Origin of the sequence: Candidatus Darwinibacter acetoxidans, assembly GCF_041936445.1 — a bacterium.
Classification (GTDB): Bacteria; Bacillota; Limnochordia; order Darwinibacteriales; family Darwinibacteriaceae; genus DTU010.
In genome coordinates this window covers 1-6,827 of the sequence record NZ_JBHGXH010000109.1, presented here as the reverse complement: position 1 = coordinate 6,827, position 6,827 = coordinate 1, and the positions used below count along the sequence as shown (strand labels likewise).

The window sequence follows — 6,827 nt, the reverse complement described above, 5'->3', positions numbered from 1 at the left end:
TTCAGACCATGTGGGAAAATCCAGAAGCACCACGACGCACTGCAGGTGCAGGTGGACGGGTGGAAACTCGGGCAACTTGTGATCGCCGCCGCGGACGTTCCGAAACTCCTAAACGGCCACGCGGTAGATGTTCAGTTTGTGCAGGAACGCCCCGGCCGTGAGGTCTTCGTCGGTCGCGCCGGCACCGCCCGGCCGCTCCGGGAGATCCGGGCGGTGAACGTCCGGATCGAGAGCAGGCTGATGACCGCACCCCTCGCGCAGGTGCAGAAGGTACTCTCCGGGCAGCAGCTCGCCGCCAGGCTCTCCGCCCCGGCCCCGATCATCGACGCGGATCGGGAGCAGGCGAAGTCGATCGACCATGACCTCGTGAGGTCGTTTGCATGATCCCCGTCGAGGACGCGGAAACCCTGCTCGCGGAGGCGAAGGCGCTTCGCGCGGAAGTCCGGGAGGTCGTGGCCATCCTGGAGAACTGGAACGCAGACCGCCACCGTAACCACGCGGGGCGGGAGGTGCGACCCCTCCCGGCGGCATCCGTCAAGGGGAAACCAACAGAAGAGACGATATCATGACAAACGTCAAATTTGGAACCACTGTTTCGGCGGTCTTGGAGTGCCTGGACTTCGCCGAAAGCGACCTGACAGACGACGAGCGCCACAACTCCCGCAAAGCCCTGGAGCACTACAAGGCAGCGGTTGCACAGACGATCCGGGCGGTCTTCGACGAGGCGGACGTCCCCGGCCCGGCCGCCCCGGAGCCGGTACCCTGCACGTGGTGTGGTGCCATCCTGGAAGGGGAGAGGCGCTTCTGCACCGTGTGCGGTATGCCGCAGAAGAAGGAGGCGCCCGGCGACTCCCTGGAGAGGATGCTTGCAAAAGATGCCGGCACGACCCCGGACGACCCGCGCTTTAAGGCAGTGGTCGCCCGGATCCGCGAGGAGCAGCCGGAGGCGTGGGACGCCCTGGTTCAGCTGATCGCCGCGCCGGAGAAGGCGTAACTCCACCACAACCACTTTTAACAGGGCGCAAAATGGCCTTGTCCGGGAGTATCCGGGTAGGAGAAAGGGGGTTAGTACCCGACCGCCTTCACCCCATATTCAGCCTGTGAGCGGGTGAATCCCTCAAACTCCAGTTGGTCGATCAGCCCGGACCGGGAGAACGACGAGTATTTCAAATACTGCTCAGCCTTCTTCGCCGCCTGCTCATACCAGTCAGCGCCGGATTGGTCAGCGCCATACACGGCCTCTGTGTGGGAGAATCCTTCAAACTCGAGTTGGTCGATCAATCCTTCGCGCGAGAACGCCGAATATCGTAGGTAACTCAACGCCTTCGCCGCGGCGTTCTTCTCGCCCAAGGTCGCCGTATCGGGTTTCAGAGTTGGCGTCGGTTTAGGCGTCAGCGTCGGCGTTGGTGTGGCCGTCCCGGGTGTCGGTGCAGGGTCGGCGGTCGTACTCGTGCAGCCGCTCGCCGCCAGGCTCACAGCGAGCAGGAGAACCAACAGAATTGTCAGATACTTCATAAGACAGCTTGTATGGATACCACCCCTATAAGTATTGCTGTTCTCGATCGCGACCTTCCGGCAAATTTGCCGGGACGTCATACCGCCTCATTTTTACCCTGGGCGCGGCGGCGCTGCAGGCAGAGGTGCTGCTCCGGTTCGCCCGGGACCGACAAGACGCTCCCGTCATGTCGAACGGATGAACGATTAACTCTGTATCGCCGCCACATTTACGACACGCACGGCAGGGATCACGCCGTTCAAAAGCGATGCGAAAATCTCGGCGCTATGGGCTTATTTTCAAGAACGGATTAAGAACTTGGCTTCTTCAAGCCCGTACACGGATTTTCCCGAAGGACGGTTCAAGTTCTACGCATGCGGGACCCCGGCCCGGTTCGTGATCATGGTCCCGGAGGAGTATTGAGATGGAGCGCAACCTTTTGATCTCCCGGCCGGATAACCGGACATACGTAGATGAGAACGGGAACTTCCGGCCGGCATTCCACATCATCGAGCGGGACAGCTACACCCCGATCGAGGACGGATACCAGGATACGGTATTCGTCCGGGAGATGGACGAGGCCGGGATCCTGGCGCGGGTGCAGGCGGCGATCGACTATGCCCGGGAGCAGGGGATCCCCGTGCAGGTGAATCACGTTATGGTCCGTGCCTCGATAGGAAACGCCCGGGTGGATGCCCGGGGGATCGAGGTGGTCCCGGGACCCGGCGACGAGGCGAACGCCCCGGAGTGGAGCGGCCCGGAGTGGGTGACGGCCCGGATCTCCCGGTCCCGGTGGGAGGCGGATCACGCCTGGCAGGAGAAGAACCCCGGCGGCCGGCGGATCGCCATCTGGCACCCGAAGCAGGATACCGTGGAGCTGGTCCGGCACTCCGGAGCCGGTGACCTGGTGACGGACGGGATCGAGTTGTACCCCTACCCCGACCTGCTCCAGCGGTCGATCCTGGCACAGATGCCCGGACCCGGCGACGACGAGGTACGGATCGGTCTGGAGTGGGTGGAATGACTCCCTGTCCGAAGTGTGGCCGGCCCGCGGATGGCGTAAACTCCAGCAACGCATGAGAACACTTAAGAGTATAGAGCCCCTACTAGTAAGTATGCCTAAGATTAGCGGGCACGGGATCGTGGCAACGAACCCGACGTGCCCCGAGAACTGTTACATCGTATGTAGTAGTTACAACATATACATTAGATATATGTGCATATAAGTGTAGTGCTATAACATAGCACCTCTTATAAAACGATGTCGGTTCTCTGTGCACACTCGCTATTTTGGGCACAGGAGCAACACGAATGGAAATTCAACTCAGAGACCGACCGGATGGTCTAGACGAGGCCATTCTTAGGTACCTTCAGAGCGCGCAAAACGGCGCGACCATTCCAGAGATTCACCGCGCGGTATGTCCCCGGCAGAGGGAGTCGCTTGTTCGTTACCGGGTGGAGACCTTAAACGCGGTCGGACTACTCAGACTGATCCGGGTTTTCGGGCGGATAGTCGTATTCCCAGACGATGGCGCGCAGCCTGCACGAGGAGAGATCGCCAATGGCTGAAGCAAGCGCCCCCGCTCCCGGTCTCGTCATCGACCAGGAAACGCTCGACCACTTACCAGCGTTTCATAGAGCGATCGCCGAAGTGCTCATCGAGAAAGGGCGCTGGCAGTTAGCAGACAGTGAGAACAAGGATTCGAGGAAGGTCTCGGCGAAGACCGACCTCAGCGACATAGCGAGGAACTGCAATGAATTATACGCAGGAGAAATATATTAAGGTTCCTATATCCTCCGGGAGCATACCCTCAGAGGATCTACCGACCGTCTGCCGGTCGTTGGCCGGCACGTTATGCGGCTCGTTCCTGACGTCAACCGGCCCCTGCAGGCGGTTTGCCTTGCGCGGTTGCCCGCTGCGACGCGATCGGCGGTACCAACTCCTGGAGGTGAGCGCTTGAGCGGTCCATACGCTGAAATCCTCCGGACGCTCCAGCTCCTCACCCCGGAGGATGGGATCTTCGAGGTCCGAGCCCTTAACCCGTGGACTGCGAGCGGCTACTACGATGCGGACCACCTGGAGCAGGCGGCGAAGGCGATCGAGGCCCTGGATTCAGTCGGGACTTATGAGGGGATCTATTTCACCCTCAATGAAATCACCCCCGCCTTGCTCTCCCGGCGTGCCAACCGGATTGAAACTCGGATGTCGAAGAGTGCCGCGACGACCAGCGACGATGACGTTATCCGGCGGCGCTGGTTTGTGGTGGACATTGACGCGGAACGTCCATCCGGGATCAGTTCCACCGACGCGGAACACGCGGCCGCCCTGGAGGTAGCGGGGAAGATTGCCCGGTTCCTCTCCGAGTACTACGAGTTCCCGCCCCCGATCGTGGCGGACTCCGGGAACGGTGCGCACCTCTTGTATCGGATCGACCTACCAAACGACGAGACTAGCAAGGCTCTGATCGAGCGGTGCCTTAAGGCACTGGGTGCGGCGTTTGATACGCCTGCGAAGGACGGTAACCCCGGGTGGGAGGTAGATCCTACGATGGCTAACGCGGCCCGGATCTGCAAACTGTATGGCACTCTAGCACGCAAAGGGGACCACACCCCGGAGCGACCGCACCGACGTGCCCGGATCCTGGAAGTCCCGGAGCCGATCGAGGTGGCCCCGCTGGAGGTGCTGGAGGCGCTGGCAGCGCGAGCCCCGGAGGAGGAGCCGCAACAGCGAGATCGCCCCCGGTCCGACGGTCCCGGGATCGACCTCGAGGACTGGCTACAGGAATACGGCGCAAGCCTCCCGTCCTACCGCCCGAAGAGCAGATCCCGGTACCAGACGTTCTACGAGTTTGAGGTATGTCCGTGGGACCCCTCGCACCGGGATCGCTCTGCCTGGGTGGGGCAACTCACGAGCGGTGCCCTGGATGCGGGATGTCACCATAAATCATGCACCGGGAACAAGTGGCGGGATCTCCGGGACCTGGTGGAGCCGAAACAGACGCGGCCGAAGCCCGCGCGGACGGTGAAGGAGACGCCCGCACCAGTACCTGCAGCGGTCTCACGAGACGTTGCGACGCTCGATGCTCTGTTCGAGGTCTCCCGAAACGGACAAGTTACGATCAAGTATGCTCGGTTGGCAGAGATCATTCACGAGGAGTTGCATACGGTCTCTTTCAACGATGCGCTCTATGTCTACGAGAACGGCGTTTATCAAAGAGACCGAGGCCAGATTGCAGCGCGGATTAAAGAGATCCTAAAAACGATCGGATATGACGGCGCTTTTACCACAATCCGGCGTGAGGTTACCGCGTATCTCCTGGCAGAGAACCCACAGAGCGAATACCCCTTTAACAGATTGCCCTGGCATCTTCCGGTGAAGAATGGCGTTCTCCGCGTGGATCCTGACACCCATCAGATCGACCTCGTGCCACATAGCCCGGAGTATCGGTTCAGCTATCGGTTGCCGGTGACCTACAACCCTGACGCAAACCCCACACATATTATGCAGGTTCTCAGCCAGTGGGTAGAAGATGACGATATCCTTTACCTTCTGCAACCTCCGGCGGTTGCAATCCTTCAGATGTGGGGACGAGTCCAGAAACAACTCTTCCTCTTCGAGGGCGCACACGACGGCGGCAAAACGACATACTGCGAGTTTCTGTATGGGTTCTTCGGGGAGGGGGGATACAGTCAGGTAGACCTCTACCGGCTCACAGAGGACCGTTTTGCCCTGGCCGATCTCGAACACAAACTGGCGAACATTCACGACGAGATGCGAGCGGTCGCGGTCAGGTCGGTGGGGACGGTGAAGAATCTTACCGGCGGTCTCAAGCACCGGATAGAGCGCAAACACGAAGCCGCATGTCATGTAACCCTGACGGCGGTTCACGTCTTCACCTGCAACAGCCCGCCGAAGATTAAAGAGGTGGATGATGATGCGTTTTGGTCGCGCTGGGTATACGTCACGTTCCCGAACAAATTTCCTCGCAATGATGGATGGAAAGCGGCGCTCTTCACCGACGAGAATTATTCGGCATTCTTGAACCTCGTGCTCAAGTTAGTGGTCGCGGTGATGAAGGACCCGGCCGCCCTGAAGCGGATGGATACCGATGAGGTCAAGCGGCGCTGGGTGGAGGCAGCCGATACCACCGTCAAATTCCTATGGGCCGTCTTCGAGCGGGACCCGGCTTCGACCATACCGAAGGATGATGTCTATTCGGCATATATCCGGTATTGTCAAGAGAACGGGGTTGCCGCACGAGCGAAGAGCGTGTTCTCAATGGACCTAAACCGGTTGGGGATACCAGGCACACGGCCCCGGGAGGGTGGAGACCGGAAGCAATCTTACCTTGGGATCAGGTGGAAGGATGCTTCCTCCTCCTTACCTTCTGGTCAGGGTGGTCAGGGTGTTTTAAATCTTATAGCATGTGAGAGAAAAGAGGTACAAAGTACTGATCCCATATACACTAATAAGGTTGTAGATACCCCTGACCACCCTGACCAGGGACAACCGACCGTTTGTAGTATTCCGGTCTCAGGAACGGAGGTCTCCGGGGATAACAGCGACTCGCCCGACAAGGGGAGGGTGCCCTACTCTCCTGACCCCGACGACTACAGTACACTTGGTCACCCACAGTTCAACCAGAGGTGTGCAGCGTGTAACACGGTCGGCGTATCATACCGCGAGCGACCCCTGGACTTCAACGTCAAGCGCGGCACGGCCGGACTCTGTAAAGCCTGTTTTGAAAAACTCACTACCGAGGAGGTGCGCCCATGACCTCCGCCGCCTCGCAGCAGTTCTTCGAGACCTTCCCGCCGGAGGTTGCCCGGGCGATCCTCGAGGGCCGACCCCTCCGGATCCACGCGGCGAAAGTCTCCGTGGTCCGGGATAAGACCGGTGCAGCGTTTGCGATCGACACCCTCCCGCGCGACGGCCGCCCGGCGGAGTGGGAGCGGACCACGCAGCGAATCTGCCGGATCCTGAAGGGTGAGGTGGACCGACTGCCGGCGGAGACAAAACGAGCTCTCGCAGCCGTCGCTCACATCCTCCCCGCCGACGAACCGATCCTCCTCTTCCAGGTCGAGACCTGGCTAAGCATGAAGGACGACGGCGGCTCGTGGTGGGAGGTGCCGGCGTACCTCTCCCTGGCAGCGATCAGCCTGCCGGCCGTGGTTAAAGCATCCGAGCAGGCGAAGAAACGAATTCTCAAGGTGGTAACAGCGATATGAAGTTTAAGACGTATGTGTGTATTCAAGAGGACTGCGGGGAGATTTGCAAGCATGAATCTATACTCGACGGGGACCGGCACCCGAAGCCCCCGGAGTTTTGCCC

At 60.1% G+C, this 6,827-nt stretch carries 8 protein-coding genes; 7 read left to right on the top strand and 1 reads right to left on the bottom strand.

Going from position 1 to position 6,827, the window contains the following annotated elements; genetic code table 11:
- The 3 genes from ACE4YL_RS03615 to ACE4YL_RS03605 all read left to right on the top strand — a co-directional run.
- Window positions 1-384, top strand: a 384-nt coding sequence (locus tag ACE4YL_RS03615) for a hypothetical protein (protein ID WP_461369247.1), incomplete at its 5' end; no start/stop codon positions are given.
- Complete coding sequence (locus ACE4YL_RS03610; RefSeq protein WP_461369246.1) at window positions 381-569, top strand: hypothetical protein; 189 nt, start codon at window positions 381-383, stop codon at window positions 567-569. The genes ACE4YL_RS03615 and ACE4YL_RS03610, both read left to right, overlap by 4 nt.
- On the top strand, window positions 566-994 hold the full coding sequence (locus tag ACE4YL_RS03605; protein WP_461369245.1) for a hypothetical protein: 429 nt from the start codon (window positions 566-568) through the stop codon (window positions 992-994). The genes ACE4YL_RS03610 and ACE4YL_RS03605 overlap by 4 nt, the downstream gene beginning before the upstream one ends.
- A 71-nt stretch (window positions 995-1,065) precedes the next feature.
- On the opposite strand, the gene ACE4YL_RS03600 is transcribed toward ACE4YL_RS03605, so the two are convergent.
- Window positions 1,066-1,515: an Ltp family lipoprotein gene (locus tag ACE4YL_RS03600; RefSeq protein WP_461369244.1), complete on the bottom strand. Its 450-nt coding sequence runs from the start codon at window positions 1,513-1,515 to the stop codon at window positions 1,066-1,068.
- Window positions 1,516-1,919: 404 nt separating this feature from the next.
- Between ACE4YL_RS03600 and ACE4YL_RS03595 the strand changes: the two genes are divergently transcribed.
- The 4 genes from ACE4YL_RS03595 (at window position 1,920) to ACE4YL_RS03580 (ending at window position 6,724) form a co-directional block, all read left to right on the top strand.
- Window positions 1,920-2,519, top strand: a complete 600-nt coding sequence (locus tag ACE4YL_RS03595) for a hypothetical protein (protein WP_461369243.1) — start codon at window positions 1,920-1,922, stop codon at window positions 2,517-2,519.
- Window positions 2,520-3,056: 537 nt separating this feature from the next.
- Window positions 3,057-3,278 (top strand): hypothetical protein, encoded by a 222-nt coding sequence (locus ACE4YL_RS03590; RefSeq protein WP_461369242.1) that lies wholly within the window; start codon window positions 3,057-3,059, stop codon window positions 3,276-3,278.
- A gap of 174 nt (window positions 3,279-3,452) precedes the next feature.
- Window positions 3,453-6,272, top strand: coding sequence for a DUF5906 domain-containing protein (locus ACE4YL_RS03585; protein WP_461369241.1), 2,820 nt, complete (start codon window positions 3,453-3,455; stop codon window positions 6,270-6,272).
- The gene (locus tag ACE4YL_RS03580) at window positions 6,269-6,724 is read left to right on the top strand and encodes a hypothetical protein (RefSeq protein WP_461369240.1); all 456 of its coding nucleotides are present in this window, start codon (window positions 6,269-6,271) and stop codon (window positions 6,722-6,724) included. The genes ACE4YL_RS03585 and ACE4YL_RS03580 overlap by 4 nt, the downstream gene beginning before the upstream one ends.
- Window positions 6,725-6,827: the final 103 nt, after the last annotated feature.